Origin of the sequence: Streptomyces sp. NBC_00090 (genome assembly GCF_045160815.1) — a bacterium.
Taxonomy (GTDB): Bacteria; Actinomycetota; Actinomycetes; order Streptomycetales; family Streptomycetaceae; genus Streptomyces.
This window is the reverse complement of record NZ_CP108224.1, coordinates 3,721,368-3,740,286: the sequence shown is the minus strand read 5'-3', so window position 1 is coordinate 3,740,286 and position 18,919 is coordinate 3,721,368. Positions and strand designations below refer to the sequence as shown.

Sequence of the window (18,919 nt, the reverse complement as noted above, 5' to 3'; positions counted from 1 at the left end):
CGGGTATCCCCGCGCGCCGGCGCTCGTGGCCCTCGTACGATCGGGGCCATGAGTGCCAAGGACGCCCCGCCGCCGCTGCCCGAACCCCTCCTCGTCGAGGTCGCGGACTCGCACACCCACCTCGACCTGCAGTCCGGAACCGTCGAGGAGGCCCTCGTCAAGGCCGCCGCCGTCGGCGTGACCACGGTCGTCCAGGTCGGCTGTGACGTGAAGGGTTCGCAGTGGGCGGCCGAGACCGCCGCCGCCCACGAGAACGTGCACGCGGCCGTCGCCCTGCATCCGAACGAGGCGCCCCGGATCGTCCTCGGGGACCCCGACGGCTGGTCCCGGCAGGGTGCCCGCGAGGGCGGCGGGGACGCGGCCCTCGACGACGCGCTCGCCGAGATCGACCGGCTGGCCGCCCTGCCGTACGTGCGCGGGGTCGGCGAGACCGGTCTCGACTTCTTCCGCACCGGCCCCGAGGGCATCGCCGCGCAGGAGCGTTCCTTCCGCGCCCACATCGAGATCGCCAAGCGCCACGGCAAGGCGCTGGTGATCCACGACCGGGAGGCGCACGCCGACGTCCTGCGCGTCCTGGACGAGGAGGGCGCCCCGGAGCGGACCGTCTTCCACTGCTACTCCGGCGACGCCGCCATGGCCGAGATCTGCGCCGCCAAGGGCTACTACATGTCCTTCGCCGGCAACGTCACCTTCAAGAACGCCCAGCCGCTGCGGGACGCGCTCGCCGTCGCCCCGCTGGAGCTCGTCCTCGTCGAGACCGACGCGCCCTTCCTCACCCCGGCGCCCTACCGGGGCCGCCCCAACGCCCCGTACCTGATCCCGGTCACCGTCCGGGCGATGGCGGCCGTGCGCGGCATCGGGGAGAACGACCTCGCCGAGGCGATCGCCGTGAACACGGCCACGGCCTTCGATTACTGATCCATAACGGTTACGTGTCGTAGTCGGATAGTTCGGGAGAGTGATGGCGGTCGGGGCTAGTGTCCCGGCCTCGTGAGCACTTCCCAGGGCAGTCACCGAGCCGGACGGCGGACGGCGACCCTGTCCGTCCACGAGCAGCCGACCCAAGCGGCACCGCTGGTCGTCCCCGGCGCCGTCCCGGGCGTGGTCCCCGGCGCCGTCCCCGGCCAAGGGGGCTCCCGCGCCGGCTCCCGCCGCGCCGCCCGCCGCCGCAAGGCCTCCGGCTCCGCGGCGGACGGCCTGCGGCGGCTCGTCCCGCAGGCCCTCGTCGTCGCCTTCCTCGCCGGCGGCACCAGCGCCTTCGTCGCCAACGACAAGGCGGTCCGGCTCTCCGTCGACGGCGTCCCGCGCAGCCTGCACACCTTCGCCGACGACGTCGACGAGCTCCTCGCCCACGAGGGCCTGTCCGTCGGCGCCCACGACATCGTCGCCCCCGCCCCCGGCGAGGCCCTGGCCAGCGGCGACGAGATCATCGTCCGGTACGGGCGGCCGGTCGCCCTCACCCTCGACGGGCAGCGCCACACGATCTGGACCACCGCCAGGACCGTCGAAGGAGCGCTGCGCCAGCTCGGCGTCCGCGCGGAGGGCGCGTACCTCTCGGTCTCCCGCGCGGCCCCGATCTCCCGCCAGGGCCTCGCCCTCGACGTGCGGACCGAGCGGACGATCACCTTCCTCGCCGACGGGCGGGAGCGGACCGTCCGGACGAACGCCGCCACGATCCGCGAGGCCCTCGCCGAGGCGGGGATCACCCTCTCCGGGCAGGACACCACCTCCGTCGCGGCCGGCGCCTTCCCCCGCGACGGCCAGACGGTCACCGTGCTGCGCATCACCGGCTCCCGGCAGGTGCGGGAGGAGGTCGTGCCGTACGCCGTGGAGAGGGTCCGCGACCCGGAGCTCTTCGCCGGCACCGAGGTCGTCGAACGGCAGGGCGTCACGGGCGTCCGCCGCGTCACGTACAGCCTGCGCACGGTCAACGGCGTCCGGCAGAAGCCCCGCAGGACCGGTGAGGAGATCGTCCGCGAACCCGTCAGCCGCAAGGTGCGGATCGGCACCCGGGCGCTGCCGGCCTCCGTCGCCGGGGCCGACGGCCTCGACTGGGGCGCGCTCGCCGCCTGCGAGTCCGGCGGCCGGCCGAACGCCGTCGACCCCTCGGGGACGTACGGCGGGCTCTACCAGTTCGACCCGGGCACCTGGCGCTCCCTCGGCGGCACCGGCACCGCCCAGAACGCACCCGCCGCGGAGCAGACCTACCGGGCCAAGAAGCTCTACATGCAGCGGGGGGCGAGCCCGTGGCCCCACTGCGGCAGGCGGCTGCACGGGTGAGACGGGGTGAGTCGTAGGGCTGCCCCACCGGTGCCCCGTAGGCTGTACCGGTGAGCACCACCACCGGCCCCGAAAGCCCCGACGCCCTCCTCGGCCCCGCCGACATCCGTGAGCTGGCCGCCGCCCTCGGCGTGCGCCCCACGAAGCAGAAGGGCCAGAACTTCGTCATCGACGCCAACACCGTCCGGCGGATCGTCCGCACGGCCGGGGTGCGGCCCGACGACGTGGTCGTGGAGGTGGGGCCCGGACTCGGCTCCCTCACCCTGGCCCTCCTGGAGGCCGCGGACCGGGTGACGGCCGTCGAGATCGACGACGTCCTCGCCGCCGCGCTGCCCGCCACGATCCAGGCCCGGATGCCCGCGCGCGCCGACCGCTTCGCGCTCGTCCACTCCGACGCCATGCAGGTGCAGGAGCTCCCGGGCCCGGCGCCGACCGCGCTCGTCGCCAACCTGCCGTACAACGTCGCCGTGCCGGTCCTGCTCCACATGCTGGAGCGGTTCCCGACCATCGAGCGGACCCTCGTCATGGTCCAGGCCGAGGTCGCCGACCGGCTCGCCGCCAAGCCCGGGAACAAGGTCTACGGCGTGCCGTCGGTCAAGGCGAACTGGTACGCGGAGGTGAAGCGGGCCGGCTCCATCGGCCGCAACGTCTTCTGGCCCGCGCCGAACGTCGACTCCGGTCTCGTCTCCCTGGTGCGCCGCACCGAGCCGCTCGCGACCACCGCCTCCCGCCGGGAGGTCTTCGCGGTCGTCGACGCGGCCTTCGCGCAGCGCCGCAAGACCCTGCGCGCGGCCCTCGCCACCTGGGCGGGCTCGCCCGCCGCGGCCGAGGAGGCCCTGGTCAAAGCCGGGATCTCGCCGCAGGCGCGCGGCGAGGCCCTGACGGTCGAGGAGTTCGCCCGGATCGCGGAGGCGAAGGCGTGAGCGGCACCCGTGGCGTCACCGTCCGCGTCCCCGCCAAGGTCAACGTCCAGCTCGCGGTCGGCGCGGCCCGCCCCGACGGCTACCACGACCTGGCCAACGTCTTCCTCGCCGTCTCCCTCTTCGACGAGGTGACCGCCACCCCCGCCGAGACGCTGACGATCACCTGCGAGGGCCCGGACGCCGACAAGGTGCCGCTGGACCGCACGAACCTCGCCGCGCGCGCCGCCGAGCTGCTCGCCGCCCGGCACGGCATCTCCCCGGACGTGCACCTGCACATCGCCAAGGACATCCCCGTCGCCGGCGGCATGGCCGGCGGCAGCGCGGACGGCGCGGGCGCCCTGCTCGCCTGCGACGCGCTCTGGGGCCTGAACACCCCGCGCGCCGACCTCCTGGAGATCTGCGCCGAGCTCGGCTCCGACGTGCCGTTCAGCCTGGTCGGCGGGGCGGCGCTCGGCACCGGGCGCGGCGAGCGGCTGACCGGGCTCGCGGTCGGCGGCACCTTCCACTGGGTGTTCGCCGTCGCGGACGGCGGGCTCTCGACGCCGGCGGTGTACGGCGAGTTCGACCGCCTCACCGAAGGCGTCGACGTCCCTGAGCCGACCGCATCCCCGGTCCTGCTGGACGCCCTGCGCACCGGCGACCCCACCGCGCTCGCGGGCGCCCTCGCCAACGACCTCCAGGCGGCGGCGCTCTCCCTGCGCCCGTCACTCACGGCGACCCTGACGGCCGGTACGGAGGCGGGCGCGCTGGCCGCGCTGGTCTCCGGCTCGGGCCCGACCACCGCGTTCCTGGTGAAGGACGCGGAGACGGCCGAGTCCGTCGCCGCGACCCTGATCGCCTCGGGCACATGCCGCACCGCCCGCGCGGCGACGTCGCCGGCGCCGGGCGCGGCGATCCTCCCGGCTGCCTGACACCTGCGCCTGTCATCATGGGCGCGTCGGCGTACAAGCCTGTGGGGGGCATCGCGTGAAGTTCAGGTTCCATCCGTTGCTGAAGGTGCTGAGCGAAGTCGCCCAGATCGTTCTCTTCACCGGACTCACCGTCATCTACGTCCAGGAGCCGCTCTTCGACGGTGTCTGGAGATGGGTGCCGCCCGGCCTGTTCGCCCTCGGGGCCCTCGGCGCCTGCCGGGGCGTCGTACGCGCCTGGCGCGAGTGGCGGAAGTGGCGCAGCGACGCCGACTACTCAGCCACCGGTTGAGTATCCGCGCCCTGTCGGCGCCCCGCCCCCGCGCGGGACCGTACCGGCATGGGAAGCAGCAACCGCCTCAGCGCGCGTGACCTCGCCGCCGCGACCCCCGCCACCCGGGACCGGTACGTCGATCTCCTCCGCGTCGCCTCGCTCGCCGTCGTCGTGCTCGGCCACTGGCTGATGGCGGCGGTCGGCGCGGACGGCCAGGTCGGCAACCTCCTCGCCGTCGTCCCCGAGCTCCAGCTCGTGACCTGGGTCTTCCAGGTCATGCCGGTGTTCTTCTTCGTCGGCGGCTTCTCGCACGCCCTCGCCCACCGCTCCCGCCCCGCCTACGCGTCCTTCCTGCGGGCCCGGCTCCAGCGGCTGCTGCGGCCGACGATGGTCTTCGTCGCGGTGTGGGGCGCCGCCGCGCTCGTCCTCCAGCTGACCGGCGCGGACGGCGGGCTCACCGGGGTCGTACTGCGGCTGGTCACGCAGCCGCTCTGGTTCATCGGGATCTACCTGGCGATGGTCGCCTTCACCCCGCCGCTGCTGCGGCTGCACGAGCGGTGGGGCTGGGGCGCGTTCGCCGCGCTCGCGGGCGGGGCGGTCGCCGTGGACGTGCTGCGGTTCGCCGCCGGGGTGCCGTTCGTCGAGTTCCTGAACTTCGCGTTCGTGTGGCTGGCGGTGCACCAGCTCGGCTTCCTGCGCGCCGACGGCATGATCCGCCGTCCGGCGCTGCTCGCCGGCGCGGGGCTCCTCGGCGCGACCGCGCTCGTGACCCTCGGGCCGTACCCGCTGTCGATGGTGGGAATGCCAGGTGAGAAGGTCTCGAACATGGCCCCGCCGACCCTCGCCCTGCTCTGCCACGGCCTGTGGCTGGTCGGCGCGGTCGAGCTCCTGAAGGGGCCGGGGGCGCGGCTCGTCGCCCGGGCCGGGGTGTGGCGCGCGGTGGTCGCCGCCAACGGGATCGCGATGACGGCGTTCCTCTGGCACCTGACGGCGATGCTCGGCGTGTACGGGGCGATGCTCGCGTCCGGTATCGGTCTGCCCGCTCCGGCCTCCGGCGCCTGGTGGGCGCAGGTACCGCTCCGGATCGGCGCGGCGGCCGTCCTCACCGCCGTACTCGTCGCCGTGTTCCGCCGTTTCGAGGCCCCGCCGCCGCCGGCCCCGCCCACGACCTCGGGCGGCCCCCTCGCGGCCCTCGGCATCACCCTCGCCCTGCTGGGCGTCCTGGGCCTCTCCATGACGGGCTTCGGGGGTCTCCTGACCGGCCACTCGGCGACCCTGATCGCCGTACCGGTCACCGCCCCGGCCGCCGTCGGCCTCGCCCTGGCGGGGTGGCTGCTGGTGGAGCGGGCGGGGCGGGGGCGGCGGAACGGCTGACGACGGAGTCAGTCGTCGAGGCGCTCGTCGTCGATGTCCACGGTCACGGTGCCCGGCGGGTAGAGGTCGGCCCGGTCCGTCAGAATCAGATCCATGGTGGGACGGTGCGGCGCGGGGAGCGCCGTGTAGAGGGCGTGGCAGACGTCCGGTCCACCGAATCCGCCGCGAACCATCCGCGCGACGGTCACCGACGCCACCATGTCGAGAGGGACGACATCGATGCCGGGGAGCGCCAGGGCGGCGTCACCCGCGCCTTCGTCCTCGGTCTCGGCCTGGAGCAGACACAGTGCGGGTACCTGGAGGCGGCGGAACGGTGACGCCGCCGCGTTGTCGGCGACACGCTGGAGCTTGCGATGGCCACGGGCGAGGGCGAGCACGGCGGAGGTGTCGAGGATGATCACGCCGCCGTGCCTCCCAGGGCGCGGCGGGCGTTCTCGGCGGCGATCTCGTAGACCTTGTCGAGGGCGTTCGGGGTCGCGTCGAACTCTTCGTCGGTGAGGGTGGAGCGCATCCGCTCGCGCATGATCCGTCGGCTCTCGGCGACCTTCTCCCGTGCCTGCGCGGCCGTGAGCTGGGACGCGGCCAGTTCGGTGACCAGCGCTCCTATCGTGGTGCCCCGCTCGCGGGCCAGTGAGGCGAGGTGGTCGCGAGTGGTGTCCGGAACCTTGATGGTGGAGTCAGCCATACGATCACGGTACACCGACGGTGTACCGGGGGTGTACTCCTGGCGGGGACGTACCCTGGGACGTCGATCGATCCCCGTACAGGAAGAGTCAACGTGGCCGTCAACCTGGTCAATGTCGAGGCCGTCAGCAAGGTGTACGGCACCCGTGCCCTGCTCGACGGGGTCTCGCTCGGCGTCTCCGAAGGGGACCGGATCGGGGTCGTCGGGCGCAACGGCGACGGCAAGACCACCCTCATCCGGATGCTCGCCAAGCTGGAGGACGCCGACACCGGTCGCGTCACCCACAGCGGCGGGCTGCGGCTCGGCGTGCTCACGCAGCACGACTCGCTGGACCCGAAGGCCACCATCCGGCACGAGGTCATCGGCGTCATGGCCGACCACGAGTGGGCCGGCAGCGCCAAGATCCGCGACGTGCTCACCGGACTCTTCGGCGGGCTCGACCTGGCCGGCTTCGAGCAGGGCCTCGACACCGTCATCGGCCCCCTCTCCGGCGGCGAGCGGCGACGGATCGCGCTCGCCAAGCTGCTCATCGAGGACCAGGACCTGATCGTCCTCGACGAGCCCACCAACCACCTCGACGTCGAGGGCATCTCCTGGCTCGCCAAGCACCTCCAGGAGCGCCGCTCCGCGCTCGTCTGCGTCACCCACGACCGCTGGTTCCTCGACCAGGTCTGCACCCGCATGTGGGACGTGCAGCGCGGTGACGTGCACGAGTACGAGGGCGGCTACTCCGACTACGTCTTCGCCCGCGCCGAGCGCGAGCGCATCGCGGCCACGGAGGAGACGAAGCGGCAGAACCTGATGCGCAAGGAGCTGGCCTGGCTGCGGCGCGGCGCCCCCGCCCGTACCTCCAAGCCCCGCTACCGCATCGAGGCCGCCAACGAGCTGATCGCCGACGTGCCGCCGCCGCGCGACACCAGCGAGCTGATGAAGTTCGCCAACGCCCGCCTCGGCAAGACGGTCTTCGACCTGGAGGACGTGACCGTCACCGCCGGTCCCAAGACCCTCCTCCAGCACCTCACCTGGCAGCTGGGCCCCGGCGACCGCATCGGTCTCGTCGGCGTCAACGGCGCCGGCAAGACCTCACTCCTGCGCGCGCTCGCCGACGCCGCCGTCTCCGGCGGCGAGGAGCAGCCCGCCAAGGGGAAGATCGTCGTCGGCAAGACCGTCCGGCTCGCCTACCTCTCGCAGGACGTCACCGAACTCCCGGCGACGCTGCGGGTCCTGGAGGCCGTGCAGCAGATCCGCGACCGCGTCGACCTCGGCAAGGGCCGCGAGATGACGGCCGGACAGCTCTGCGAGCAGTTCGGCTTCTCCAAGGAGAAGCAGTGGACGCCGGTCGGCGACCTCTCCGGCGGTGAGCGCCGCCGCCTCCAGCTGCTGCGCCTGCTGATGGACGAGCCGAACGTCCTCTTCCTCGACGAGCCCACCAACGACCTCGACATCGAGACCCTGACGCAGCTGGAGGACCTCCTCGACGGCTGGCCGGGCTCCATGGTCGTCATCTCCCACGACCGGTTCTTCATCGAGCGCACCACCGACAGGACGCTCGCGCTGCTCGGCGACCAGACGCTGCGGATGCTGCCGCGCGGCATCGACGAGTACCTGGAGCGGCGCCGGAAGATGATCGAGACGGCCGTCCCGACGCCCGCCGCCGCGGCCGCGCCGCAGAAGGCGGGCGTCTCCGCCGCCGACGCGCGCGCCGCGAAGAAGGAGCTCCAGAAGGTCGAGCGGCAGCTCGACAAGGTCTCCCAGAAGGAGGCGAAACTGCACACGCAGATCGCGGACAACGCCACCGATTTCGAGAAGGTCGCGAAGCTCGACGCGGAGCTCAGGGAACTCGTGGGTGAACGCGAGGAGTTGGAGATGCGCTGGCTCGAATTGGCCGAGGACGCATAACAAGGGCATCACGGGCCGGTCCTCCCTTGGGTACAAGGGGAGGACCGGTCGCTTTTGCGCCACGGCGTGAGTGGTAGAAAGAAAACCCGCTCACGTCAAGGGGGAACCGCTGATGACCCAGCCGCCCAGCAACCAGCCGCCGGGGGGCTTCGGAGCCCCTCAGGATCCGAACCAGGGCCTCCCGCCGGTCCCGCCCGTCCCGCCGCAGGCACCGCAGTCCCCGCCGCCCGTCCCGCCGGCCGCCGCGCCCGGGCCGTACGGCCAGCAGCCGCCGCAGCAGCCCGGTTACGGATACCCGCAGCAGCCCGGCCAGCCCGGCCAGCCCGGTCCGTACGGGCAGCCGACGCCGCCGCCCTACGGCTACCCGCAGCAGCAGCCCGGCCCCTACGGCCAGCAGCCGCAGCAGCCCGGCCTGTACGGGCAGCAGCAGCCGGGCCCGTACGGCCAGCAGCCCGGCCCCTACGGCGGTTACCCCGCCCAGCCCGGGTACCCCGGCGCCCCCACCCCGCCGCCCGCCCCCGGCGGCGGTGGCCTCAAGGGCCGGACCGGTGTCATCGCGGCCGTGGCCGCCGGAGCCGTCCTGGTCGCCGCCGTCACGACCTGGGCGGTCGTCGGCGGGGGCGACGAGAAGGACCCGATCGCGCAGCCGACCGCCACCGCCACCTCCTCGTCCTCCGGCGCACCCAAGCCCACCGAGTCGGTGGACCAGGGCGACGGCTCGGGCGACGGCCGGGGCGGCGACGACGACCTCAACGCCGGCCGCAAGGACGGCGAGGCCAAGGTCGACTGGCTGCTCAAGAACAACGTCGACCTGCCCCGCAACGGCTCCGACGTGATGGGCCCGTGGATCGTCGGCGACACCGTCGTCAAGGCGATGTACAAGAGCATCGACGGCTACAACCTGAGCGACGGCTCCCTGAAGTGGCACGTCGACGTGCCCTTCGAGCTGTGCGCGGCCCCGCCGGCGCCCGCCGCCAACGGCACCATGGTCTTCGGGCACAACGACAGCGCCAAGGACGGCGCCAAGTGCCTCGGCCTCCAGCAGGTCGACCTCAAGACCGGCAAGGTGGGCTGGAAGAAGTCCGTGCCGAAGCCGACCGGCCTCTTCGCCTTCTCCGACAACACCCTGGCCATCAGCGGCAACACGGTCACCGCGGCCGGCTCCAGCACCGCCTACGGCTTCTCCCTCGCCGACGGCAAGCAGCTCTTCCAGGGCGCCACCACCGGCTGCAAGCCCTTCGCCTTCGCGGGCGGCAGCAAGCTGATCGCCGCGATGGACTGCCCCTCGGGCAGCACCACCAAGAAGCTCCAGGCGGTCGGCGAGGTCAACCCGGCCACCGGCAAGCCCAAGTACACCTTCCAGCTGGAGGCGAACTGGGAGGTCGACAAGGTCTACTCGGTCGACCCGCTGGTCGTCTCGGCCACCCAGCGCGAGCAGAAGAAGTGGACCATCTTCGCGCTCGACGCCAAGGGCAAGCTCCGCTCGCAGATCCAGGGCGGCAAGGACAAGTTCGCCCCGTCCTGCGGCGGCAGCTTCGTCATCTTCGGCAAGAACCTCCAGGGCTGCACCGGAGTCGCCGCCGACGCCAACACCTTCTACATGGCCACCGAGACCTCGTACGGCACGCCCAACGAGGTCGTCGCCTTCGACCTGAAGACCGGCAAGGCCAAGTGGCGTTCCAAGGCGCCGGGCGAGCAGTCGATGATCCCGCTGCGCATGGAGAGCGGGCAGGTCCTGGTCTACGTCGACCCGTCGTACGACAAGGGCGGCGCCGTCGCGACCATCGCCCCGACCGGCGGTGCGCCGAAGGTCGTGCTCCAGCACCCGGCCTCGACCTCCGAGATCGAGAACAGCTTCTACGACCCGGGGTTCGCCTACGGCGGCGGCCACTTCGTCGTGACGAGCGGACGTGTGTCCGCGACGAACGACAAGGAAGAGAAGCAGGTCAAGACGATGATGGCGTTCAGCAAGTAGGGATTCGGACCGATGACGCAGCCACCCCCGCCCCCGCCGAACCAGCCCCCGGATCCCCAGGGCGGCTTCGGCGCCCCCACGCCCCCGCCCCCGGCCCAGCAGCCGGAGCCCGGTTACGGCCATCCGCAGCAGCCGCCCGGCTACGGCTACCCGCAGCAGCAGCCCGACGCGGGCTACGGCTACCCGCAGCAGCCGCCGACCGAGCCCGGTTACGGCTACCCGCAGCAGCCCCCGGCCGCTCCGCAGCAGTCCCCGTACGGCTACCCGACGCCGCAGCAGCAGCAGCCGGTCCAGCCGCCGTACGGCTACCCGACCCAGCCGCAGCAGCACTACGGCGGCTACCCGCAGACCGCCCCGGCCCCGGCCGTGGCGCCCGGCGGGAAGAAGCTGTCGGCGCAGCTCCAGATCGTGATCGCGGCGGCCGTCGCGGTCGTCCTGATCATCGGGGCCGGCATCTGGTACGCCAACTCCGGGAGCGGCGGCAAGGACGACGAGGCCAAGAGCTCGGCCGGCACCTCGCAGGGCTCCGGCGGCAACGGCGGCAGCGGCGAGTCCAAGGGGACCGGCGGGGGCGGCAACGAGAAGCCGCCGGCCGACACCCAGGCGAAGCTGACCTTCCAGGTGCCCAAGCCCGGAGTCCCGGACGTCACCGATGTCTCCGGTTCCTGGGTCACGGACAAGGCGTACGTGAAGACGGGCGTGAACTCGCTCGTCGCCTACGACCTCGCCAAGGGCACGGCCCTCTGGACGCTGCCGCTGACCGGCCAGATCTGCGGCGCCTCGCGCCACGTGACCGCCGACAACAAGCTGCCGATCCTCTTCGAGGCCAGCAAGCGGGTCGCGCCGCGCTACTACCAGCAGTGCACCGAGGTCGGCACGGTCGACCTCACCACCGGCAAGCTGCTCTGGTCCACCTCGGTCACCGGCGGATCCGCCGGCGACCAGAAGGCCCGGTTCGGCGAGATCACCGTCAGCGGGACGACGGTCGCGGCCGGCGGCAACGACGGAGGCGCCGCCTTCGACATCGCCAACGGCAACCCGCGCTGGAAGCCGCAGGCCAACGACCAGAACTGCTACGACCTGGGCTACGGCGGCGGCGCGGGACTCGTCGCGGTCCGCAAGTGCGGCCCGTACGAGAGCCAGTACGTGCTGATCCAGAACCTCAACCCGACGACGGGCGCGCCGATCTCGCAGTACAAGATGCCGACCGGCGTGAAGTACGCGTCGATCGTCTCCACCAAGCCGCTGGTCGTCGCGGCCGACGTCGGCGACAGCGCCGGTGACGGCAGCGGCATCTCGGACTTCTTCTCCCTCGACGAGAAGACCGGCAAGCTGAAGGCGAAGATCACGGCGGACCCCGACCAGTACGGGGCACGCTGCCGCGCGACCCGGGTCGAGTCCTGCACCAAGGCCATCGTCGGCAACGGCCGGCTGTACGTGCCGACCGAGGAGCACGAGGGCTCCACCGGGGAGTACGGCGACGAGACCAACGAGGTCATCGCCTTCGACCTGGCCACCGGGAAGACGGCGCCGGAGAAGGCGGACGCGGGGGACAAGTACACGCTGGTCCCGCTCCGCATGGACGGCGGCAGCCTCATCGCGTACAAGGCCCCGCCCTACGACAAGGGCGGACGGATCGTCTCCATCGACGGCGTCACCATGAAGGAGACGGTGCTCCTGGAGAACCCGGCGGACCCCACCGTCAACGACATCGAGAACAGCTTCTCGCCGGACTACTCGGAGATCCTGTACCGCGACGGACGGGTGTTCATGTCCGCCGTGATGCTCTCCAAGCCGCGCTCCTCGGCCTCGCCGACGGACAATGAGCCCCTGGCGGTGTCGTACAGCACCCGGTGAATCCACAGACGTCCCCCGGGCGTCTGTGGGAGACTCGCGCGGCCCGGCGCATCGGTTCACCCCGATGCGCCGGGCCGTTTGCATGGCTCGCCCGTGGGCGAGGAATTCGGGGTCGAGCGGGCCGAGCCGGGGGACGGTGGGCCCAGAGGATGGGGGATGACCGGGATGGGCGTACGCCTCGTGGTGGTGGACGACCACAGACTTCTCGCCGAGGCGCTGGCCTCGGCGCTGAAGCTGCGTGGTCACCGGGTGCTCGCCGCGGCGGCGCCGGTGGCGGGGGCGGCGGAGCTCGTGGTGAGCCGGGCGCCGGAGGTGTGTCTGCTCGGCACGGCCGCCCCGGCCGAGCCGGGCGCGTTCGACGTGGTCGCGCGGATCAGGCGGGAGCGGCCGCAGGTGGCCGTGGTGGTGCTCGGTCCCGTGCCGTCGCCGCGCGGGATCGCGGCCGCCTTCGCGGCCGGGGCCTCCGGGTACGTCCGGCACGACGAGCGCATCGAGGGGGTCGAGCGGGCGCTCGTGAAGGCCCGCGCGGGGGAGTCGGCGGTGGCGCCGCAGCTGCTGCAGTCGGCCTTCGCCGAGCTGCTCAACCCCTCGGTGCAGCAGGACGACGAGGGGCAGCGGCTGCTGCGGCTGCTGACGCAGCGGGAGGTGGAGGTCCTCGTGCGGGTCGCGGAGGGTGAGGACACGCGGCTGATCGCGGAGGGGATGCGGATCGCGCCGAGCACGGCGCGGACGCACGTGCAGCGGGTCCTGATGAAGCTGGGCGTCGGGTCGCGACTGGAGGCGGCGGCCCTCGCGGCCCGCACGGGTCTCCTCGACCGGGCGGTGCCCACCCAGCGCGGCTCCCTTCCGTAGCCCTTCGAACACTCTTCCCGCCCTTTTCATCCATCGGTGCGCGAGGGCGGGATCTGCCATTGACTGCGATGTTCGAATGTGATTCTTTGTGCGTGGTTCTGTTTGATCTCGCGCCCGGAGGGCATCCCCGTGAAGAAGACCGTCACCACGCTCGCCGACGGGCGCGAGCTGATCTACTACGACAGCCGCGACGACGCCGTCCGCGAGGCCGTCGACCCGCGCCCCCTCACCCCCGTCGTCTCCCGCTCCGAGATCCGTTACGACGAGCTCACCGGCGACGCCGTCGCCGTCGCCTCGCACCGGCAGGCCCGCACCTACCAGCCGCCGGCCGACGCCTGTCCGCTCTGCCCCGGCCGGGACGGGCGCGAGAGCGAGATCCCCGACGAGAGCTACGAGGTCGCGGTCTTCGAGAACCGTTTCCCCTCGCTCTCCGGCGGACTCGGCCGCTGCGAGGTCGTCTGCTTCACCGAAGACCACACCGCCTCCTTCGCCGACCTCACCGAGGAGCAGGCCCGGCTCGTCCTCGACGCCTGGATCGACCGGACCTCCGAGCTCTCGGCCCTGCCCGGCGTCCAGCAGGTCTACTGCTTCGAGAACCGCGGCCAGGAGATCGGCGTCACCCTGCCCCACTCGCACGGCCAGATCTACGCCTTCCCGTACGTCACCCCCCGGACCGCCCTCATGCGGCGCCGGCTCGACGAGCACCGGGCGGCGACCGGACGCAACCTCTTCGACGACGTCATCGCCCGGGAGCAGGCCGACGGCGAGCGGGTGGTCCTGGAGACCGAGCACTGGATCGCCTTCGTGCCGTACGCCGCCCACTGGCCGTACGAGGTGCACCTGCACCCCAAGCGCCGGGTGCCCGACCTGCTCGGCCTCGACGAGGACGCCCGCACAGAGTTCGCACAGGTCTACCTGGAACTCTTGAGGCGCTTCGACCGGATCTTCGGCCCGGACGAGCCGCCGACGCCCTACATCGCCGCCTGGCACCAGGCGCCGTTCACGGACGAGCGGCGGGAGGACTTCGGACTCCATCTGGAGCTTTTCACCGTCCGGCGGGCCTCTGGCAAGCTGAAGTTCCTCGCGGGCACCGAGTCCGGCATGGGCGCGTTCATGAACGACGTGCGGCCGGAGGACGCGGCCCGACGTATCCGAGAGGTGGCCACCGCATGAGCACAGCCGATTCCCGAGCCCGCCGGTACCTCGTGACCGGCGGCGCCGGATACGTGGGCAGCGTGGTCGCCGCCCACCTCCTGGAGCGGGGCCACCGGGTCACCGTCCTCGACGACCTCTCCACCGGCTTCGCCGAAGGCGTCCCGGAGGGCGCCGAGTTCATCGAGGGCCGCATCCAGGACGCCGCACAGTGGCTGGACGACTCCTACGACGGCGTCCTGCACTTCGCCGCCTTCTCCCAGGTCGGCGAGTCCGTCGCCAAGCCCGAGAAGTACTGGGAGAACAACGTCGGCGGCACCATGGCCCTCCTCGCCGCCATGCGGACGGCCGGGGTGCGCAAGCTCGTCTTCTCCTCCACCGCCGCCACCTACGGCGAGCCGGAGTCCGTGCCGATCACCGAGTCCGCGCCGACCGCGCCCACCAGCCCGTACGGCGCGAGCAAGCTGGCCGTCGACCACATGATCGGCGGGGAGTGCGCCGCGCACGGCCTGGCCGCCGTCTCCCTGCGCTACTTCAACGTGGCGGGGGCGTACGGCTCGCTCGGCGAGCGCCACGCACCCGAGTCGCACCTGATCCCGCTCGTCCTCCAGGTCGCCCTGGGGCAGCGCGAGGCCATCTCCGTGTACGGCGAGGACTACCCGACCCCGGACGGCACCTGCGTCCGCGACTACATCCACGTCGCCGACCTCGCCGAGGCCCACCTCCTGGCGCTCGACGCCATGACCGCGGGCGAGCACCTGATCTGCAACCTCGGCAACGGCAACGGCTTCTCGGTCCGCGAGGTCGTCGAGACCGTCCGGAAGGTCACCGGCCACCCGATCCCGGAGATCACCGCCGCACGCCGCCCCGGCGACCCGGCCGTCCTGGTCGCCTCCGCCGACGCCGCGCACGAGCGGCTCGGCTGGACGCCGTCCCGCCCGGACCTGGCGGCCGTCGTCGCCGACGCCTGGGCCTTCGCCCGCCGCCGTGAAGAGGAGGGACGTCCGTGAACGTCGCCGCAGGCTTCGAGGCGCTGTACGGCGCCGCCCCCGACGGGGTGTGGGCCGCCCCCGGGCGGGTCAACCTCATCGGTGAGTACACCGACTTCAACGACGGCTTCGTGCTGCCGCTCGCGCTGCCGCACACCACCGTCGCCGCCGTCGCCCGCCGCGACGACGGGATCCTGCGCCTGCACTCCGCCGACATCGACGGCGGGATCGTGCAGCTGGAGGTCGAGGAGCTCGAACCGCTCTCCGGCGGCGGCTGGGCGGCCTACCCGGCCGGAGTCGTCTGGGCGCTGCGGGAGGCGGGCCACCCGGTGACGGGTGCGGACGTCCACCTCACCTCGACCGTGCCGACCGGCGCGGGCCTCTCCTCCTCGGCGGCCCTGGAGGTCGTCACGGCGCTCGCGCTGAACGACCTCTTCGGCCTCGGGCTCTCCCGGCCCGAGCTCGCACGGATCGCCCAGCGCGCCGAGAACGCCTTCGTCGGCGTGCCCTGCGGGGTCATGGACCAGATGGCCTCCGCGTGCGCCGAGGAGGGCCATGCCCTCCATCTGGACACCCGGGACCTCTCGTACCGGCAGGTCCCCTTCGACCTGGCCGCCGAGGGGCTGCGGCTGCTCGTCGTCGACACCCGCGTGAAGCACGCGCTCGGGGACGGCGCGTACGCGGAGCGGCGCGCCGGTTGTGAAGCGGGCGCGCGGGCGCTCGGGGTGAGCGTCCTGCGCGATGTGAGCGCCGCGCAACTACCCGATTCCCTCGCACGCCTGAGCGATGAGACGGTTCTTCGCTATGTGCGGCACGTCGTCACGGACAACGCCCGGGTGGAGCGCGTGATCGCGCTCCTGGACGCCGGGGACACCCGGGCGGTCGGCCCGGTCCTCACGGAGGGCCACGCCTCCCTCCGGGACGATCTGCGGGTCTCCTGCGCCGAGCTGGACCTCGTCGTCGAGGCGGCGAACGCCGCCGGGGCGCTGGGCGCCCGGATGACCGGCGGCGGCTTCGGCGGCTCGGCCGTCGTCCTCGTCGCGACCGACCGGGCGGAGGCGGTCTCCGTCGCCGTCGAGAAGGCCTTCGCCGAAGCCGGGTACGCGGCTCCGGGGATCTTCCCGGCCGTTCCCTCGGCGGGTGCGCGCCGGCTCTGAACCCCGCTCCCGTCCGCACGACTTCGGACAGTTCCGCCAATCGGCCCCCACCGTGACGCCCCGCCCCTACCCTGAGGGGCAGCGCCGGTGGGGGCCGGTGCTGTTTCAGGGTGCGAGACCCTTCGGGTACGGCGCCGGAAGTGGGGTAAAAGTCAACGCACGGCGGCGGCCGTGCGACCGACGGACCCGCCTCCGGCGCCGTATCCGCGTCGGTCCCGTTCCTCGACACTTGGGGGTGTCCGTGGCACGTATCCGGGTCCTGGTGGTGGACGACCACCGCATCTTCGCCGAGTCGCTCGCCGCCGCTCTCGCGGCCGAGCCCGACGTCGACGTCTCCGCCGCGGGAAGCGGCCCGGCCGCCTTGCGCTGTCTGGACCGCGGGGTCGCGGAGGGGCGCAGGTTCGACGTGCTGCTCGTCGACGCCGAGCTGGGCGCGGGGCCCGCCGGGGCCGCGGCGGCCCGGGCGGTGCCGGACGACGCCGAGGGCGCGGTGGACGGGATCTCGCTGGTGGCGGGGGTGCGCGGGGTCCACCCCGCCGTCCGTACCGTCGTCCTGGCGGAGAAGGACGACGCGCGCCGGGCCGCGCTCGCGCTCCAGGCGGGGGCCTCCGGCTGGGTGGCGAAGGACTGCTCCCTCCAGCGTCTCCTCGCGGTGGTCCGCGGGGTGCTGCGGGACGAGACGCATCTGCCGCCCGCGCTGCTCACGGGCGTCCTGAGGGAGCTGACGGAGGCCCGGAAGCACCGGACGGACAGCGAGCGGCTCGTGGAGTCGCTGACCCCGCGGGAGCGGGAGGTGCTGCGCTGCATGGTCGCGGGCCTGGGCCGCAAGGCGGTCGCGGAGCGGCTCTTCCTCTCCCCGCACACCGTCCGTACGCACATGCAGAACGTGCTGGGGAAGCTGGGCGTCCACTCGACGCTCGCGGCGGTGGCGCTGGCCCGCCGCGCGGGCGTCGGTCCGGCCGCGCTCGAAGGGACTCCGGCGGACGGGCAGGTGCTTCCGGGGCTGCCCGCTCAGCCGCTACCCGGGGATGTTGTCGAACGGGGCGGTCAGCCGGCGTAGCAGCGCGGCCAGTTCACCGCGCTGGGCGCGGGAGAGCTGGGCCAGGATGGCGCGCTCCTGGGCGAGGAGCCCGGCGAGCGCCTCGTCGGCGCGGTCGCGGCCCTCGGGGGTGAGCCGGACGAGGACCCCGCGCCGGTCGCTGGGGTCGGGGAGCCGCTCGACGAGGCCCTTCTTGGTGAGCCGGTCGATGCGGTTGGTCATGGTGCCCGAGGTGACCAGAGTCTGGGTCAGGAGCTGGCCGGGGGAGAGCTGGTAGGGAGCTCCGGCGCGGCGGAGCGAGGTGAGGACGTCGAACTCCCAGGGCTCCAGCTGGTGCTCGGAGAAGGCGAGCCGACGGGCGCGGTCGAGGTGCCGGGCGAGCCGCGAGACGCGGCTGAGCACCTCGAGCGGTTCCACGTCGAGGTCGGGGCGCTCTCGGCGCCATGCTGCGACCAGTCGGTCGACCTCGTCCTCCATGTCGATCAGTGTAGAGGGTCTGTTGACATAAAGTCTCTTGTATTCGAGTTTCTTGATTTCAAGAATCTTGATTACGAGATATATTTTCCCGGAGTGCGGGGAAGGGACCGGGCCGGAACTCCGTTCCGCTTCGGCAACTCGTTCCAGCAAGGGGCTTCGAACATGCATTCCGTGGAATCCGCCGCACCAACCTGGGATCCGCAGCAGTACCTCCACCACTCCGGCCACCGCACCCGGCCCTTCCTCGACATGCTCGCCCGAATACCGCGTCTGCCGGCCCAGGGCCGGCCGCCCCGGATCGCCGATCTCGGCTGCGGCCCGGGCAACGTGACGGCCCTCCTCGCCGACCGGTGGGCCGACGCGCACATCACCGGCTTCGACCTGTCGCCCGAGATGCTGGAGCGGGCCGAGAAGGACTGGTCCGGCGCCACGCGGGGCGGCGGCTGGATCGACTTCAGGCCCGCCGACGCGGCGCACTGGACCCCGGCCGAGCCCTACGACCTGATCGTCTCCAACGCGGCCCTCCAGTGGGTGCCCAACCACCCCGAGTCCTTCGCGGCCTGGATCGACGGGCTCCGCCCCGGCGGGACCCTCGCCTTCCAGGTCCCCGGCAACTTCACCGCGCCCAGCCACGCCCTGCTCGGCGAACTCTGCGAGACCCCCGAGTGGCGCTCCCGCCTCGGCGACCAGGGCCGCCGCTTCGTCCACATCCTCGACGCGGCCGACTACCTCACCCGGCTCACCGACCTGGGCTGCGAGACCGAGGTCTGGGAGACCACGTACAGCCGGCTCCTGCAGGGTGAGGATCCCGTCCTCGAATGGGTCAAGGGCACGGCGCTGCGACCCGTCCTCACCACGCTGGGCGACGACCGGGAGGCGGCCGAAGCCTTCCTCGCCCAGTACCGCGCACGGCTCCGCGAGGCCTACCCGCCGGGCCCGTACGGCACGGTCTTCCCGTTCCGCCGAGTCTTCGCCGTCGCCCGCAAGGGATCGTGAACGCGGGAGGTACGGGCGAGCTCGTGAACGCGCGGACGCCCCGCACCGGAGTTCCGGTGCGGGGCGCCGCGTGTGATGCCCG

Annotated in this window: 18 protein-coding genes; 15 read left to right on the top strand and 3 right to left on the bottom strand. The window is 72.8% G+C overall.

Annotated elements, in window-relative coordinates; translation table 11 throughout:
• Window positions 1-48 precede the first annotated feature (48 nt).
• From OG361_RS16340 to OG361_RS16315, 6 genes are all read left to right on the top strand, one after another.
• The gene (locus OG361_RS16340) at window positions 49-918 is read left to right on the top strand and encodes a TatD family hydrolase (RefSeq protein ID WP_405854229.1); all 870 of its coding nucleotides are present in this window, start codon (window positions 49-51) and stop codon (window positions 916-918) included.
• Window positions 919-990: 72 nt separating this feature from the next.
• Entirely contained in the window at window positions 991-2,280 is a 1,290-nt protein-coding gene (locus OG361_RS16335) for a ubiquitin-like domain-containing protein (RefSeq protein WP_405854227.1), read from the top strand.
• A gap of 50 nt (window positions 2,281-2,330) precedes the next feature.
• Window positions 2,331-3,203, top strand: coding sequence for a 16S rRNA (adenine(1518)-N(6)/adenine(1519)-N(6))-dimethyltransferase RsmA (rsmA, locus tag OG361_RS16330; RefSeq protein WP_405854225.1), 873 nt, complete (start codon window positions 2,331-2,333; stop codon window positions 3,201-3,203).
• Complete coding sequence (locus tag OG361_RS16325) at window positions 3,200-4,114, top strand: 4-(cytidine 5'-diphospho)-2-C-methyl-D-erythritol kinase (protein WP_405854223.1); 915 nt, start codon at window positions 3,200-3,202, stop codon at window positions 4,112-4,114. Before rsmA ends, OG361_RS16325 begins: the two co-directional genes overlap by 4 nt.
• A 55-nt stretch (window positions 4,115-4,169) precedes the next feature.
• Window positions 4,170-4,403: a hypothetical protein gene (locus OG361_RS16320; protein WP_405854221.1), complete on the top strand. Its 234-nt coding sequence runs from the start codon at window positions 4,170-4,172 to the stop codon at window positions 4,401-4,403.
• A gap of 48 nt (window positions 4,404-4,451) precedes the next feature.
• Window positions 4,452-5,759 (top strand): acyltransferase, encoded by a 1,308-nt coding sequence (locus tag OG361_RS16315; RefSeq protein ID WP_405854219.1) that lies wholly within the window; start codon window positions 4,452-4,454, stop codon window positions 5,757-5,759.
• 8 nt (window positions 5,760-5,767) lie between these two features.
• Here the strand turns inward: OG361_RS16315 and OG361_RS16310 are convergent, their stop codons facing one another.
• On the bottom strand, window positions 5,768-6,160 hold the full coding sequence (locus OG361_RS16310; RefSeq protein ID WP_405854217.1) for a hypothetical protein: 393 nt from the start codon (window positions 6,158-6,160) through the stop codon (window positions 5,768-5,770).
• Window positions 6,157-6,444 (bottom strand): hypothetical protein, encoded by a 288-nt coding sequence (locus tag OG361_RS16305; protein ID WP_405854215.1) that lies wholly within the window; start codon window positions 6,442-6,444, stop codon window positions 6,157-6,159. Before OG361_RS16305 ends, OG361_RS16310 begins: the two co-directional genes overlap by 4 nt.
• Window positions 6,445-6,537: 93 nt before the next feature.
• Here OG361_RS16305 and OG361_RS16300 point away from each other — a divergent pair, with 93 nt between their 5' ends.
• The 8 genes from OG361_RS16300 (at window position 6,538) to OG361_RS16265 (ending at window position 17,385) form a co-directional block, all read left to right on the top strand.
• Complete coding sequence (locus OG361_RS16300) at window positions 6,538-8,343, top strand: ABC-F family ATP-binding cassette domain-containing protein (RefSeq protein ID WP_405854213.1); 1,806 nt, start codon at window positions 6,538-6,540, stop codon at window positions 8,341-8,343.
• A gap of 112 nt (window positions 8,344-8,455) precedes the next feature.
• The gene (locus OG361_RS16295) at window positions 8,456-10,318 is read left to right on the top strand and encodes a PQQ-binding-like beta-propeller repeat protein (RefSeq protein ID WP_405854211.1); all 1,863 of its coding nucleotides are present in this window, start codon (window positions 8,456-8,458) and stop codon (window positions 10,316-10,318) included.
• Between the two features lie 12 nt (window positions 10,319-10,330).
• The gene (locus OG361_RS16290; protein ID WP_405854209.1) at window positions 10,331-12,175 is read left to right on the top strand and encodes a PQQ-binding-like beta-propeller repeat protein; all 1,845 of its coding nucleotides are present in this window, start codon (window positions 10,331-10,333) and stop codon (window positions 12,173-12,175) included.
• Between the two features lie 165 nt (window positions 12,176-12,340).
• On the top strand, window positions 12,341-13,027 hold the full coding sequence (locus OG361_RS16285; RefSeq protein ID WP_405862278.1) for a response regulator transcription factor: 687 nt from the start codon (window positions 12,341-12,343) through the stop codon (window positions 13,025-13,027).
• A gap of 129 nt (window positions 13,028-13,156) precedes the next feature.
• A complete protein-coding gene (gene galT, locus OG361_RS16280) occupies window positions 13,157-14,200 on the top strand; it encodes a galactose-1-phosphate uridylyltransferase (RefSeq protein WP_405854207.1) in 1,044 nt (347 codons plus the stop codon).
• A complete protein-coding gene (galE, locus tag OG361_RS16275) occupies window positions 14,197-15,189 on the top strand; it encodes a UDP-glucose 4-epimerase GalE (RefSeq protein WP_405854205.1) in 993 nt (330 codons plus the stop codon). Before galT ends, galE begins: the two co-directional genes overlap by 4 nt.
• Window positions 15,186-16,325 carry a galactokinase gene (gene galK / locus OG361_RS16270; RefSeq protein ID WP_405854203.1) on the top strand — a complete coding sequence of 380 codons (1,140 nt, stop codon included), beginning with the start codon at window positions 15,186-15,188 and terminating at the stop codon, window positions 16,323-16,325. Before galE ends, galK begins: the two co-directional genes overlap by 4 nt.
• Before the next feature lie 241 nt (window positions 16,326-16,566).
• A complete protein-coding gene (locus OG361_RS16265) occupies window positions 16,567-17,385 on the top strand; it encodes a LuxR C-terminal-related transcriptional regulator (RefSeq protein ID WP_405854201.1) in 819 nt (272 codons plus the stop codon).
• Here OG361_RS16265 and OG361_RS16260 read toward each other — a convergent pair.
• Complete coding sequence (locus OG361_RS16260) at window positions 17,344-17,841, bottom strand: MarR family winged helix-turn-helix transcriptional regulator (protein ID WP_017241145.1); 498 nt, start codon at window positions 17,839-17,841, stop codon at window positions 17,344-17,346. The two genes, OG361_RS16265 and OG361_RS16260, sit on opposite strands and share 42 nt — an antisense overlap.
• A 162-nt stretch (window positions 17,842-18,003) precedes the next feature.
• Here OG361_RS16260 and OG361_RS16255 point away from each other — a divergent pair, with 162 nt between their 5' ends.
• Window positions 18,004-18,837, top strand: a complete 834-nt coding sequence (locus OG361_RS16255; RefSeq protein ID WP_405854199.1) for a trans-aconitate 2-methyltransferase — start codon at window positions 18,004-18,006, stop codon at window positions 18,835-18,837.
• Window positions 18,838-18,919: the final 82 nt, after the last annotated feature.